This is a genomic window from Streptomyces solitudinis (genome assembly GCF_036323765.1).
Taxonomy (GTDB): domain Bacteria; phylum Actinomycetota; class Actinomycetes; order Streptomycetales; family Streptomycetaceae; genus Streptomyces.
This window is the reverse complement of record NZ_JAZDCW010000033.1, coordinates 1-650: the sequence shown is the minus strand read 5'-3', so window position 1 is coordinate 650 and position 650 is coordinate 1. Positions and strand designations below refer to the sequence as shown.

General features: G+C 75.7%; 1 protein-coding gene. It reads right to left on the bottom strand.

Translation table 11 applies throughout. The features are described from left to right. On the bottom strand, window positions 1-650 hold a 650-nt coding region (locus V1J52_RS26015), incomplete at both ends, for an acyl carrier protein (protein WP_330142424.1).

The following is a 650-nucleotide window of genomic DNA, read 5'->3' as shown; positions in this document are numbered from 1 at the left end:
CGACGAGCCGCCACAGCTCGTCCGGCGAGGTGACCCCGCCGGGGTAGCGGCACGCCATCCCCACGATCGCCAGCGGCTCGTTGCCCCCGGCTCCGTCGGTGCCGCCGGTCACGGCCGGTGCCACCGCCTCCATGGCACCGCCGAACAGCTCGGTGTCCAGGTAGCGCGCGAGGGCCGTCGTGTTGGGGTAGTCGAAGATCAGCGTGGTGGGCAGCTTGAGCCCGGTCGCGGACTTGAGCTGGTTGCGCAGTTCGACGGCGGTGAGCGAGTCGAAGCCCATCTGCTGGAACGCCCGGTCGGCCTCGACGGCGGCCGGGTCGGAGTGGCCGAGCACCGCGGCCACCTGCGCCCGCACCAGCTCGGTGAGTCCTTCCACGCGTTCCGCCGGCGGCAGTCCGCCCAGCCGTGCCGTCACCGGCGAGGCGTCCTCGCCTCCGCCCGCGGCGGCCGTGCGGCGGCTGCGCCGGGCGGCCGGGACGAGGTCCCGCAGCAGCGGATGCGCCCGCTCGCCCTGGTTGCGCAGGACGGAGGTGTCCAGCGGGGTGACGGCGAGCAGCGGCTCCCCGCTGCCGACGGCGGTGTCGAAGAGAGCGAGGGCGTCCTCGGTGGGCAGGGGCCGCAGGCCCAGCCGCGCGACCCGGCGCAGGTCA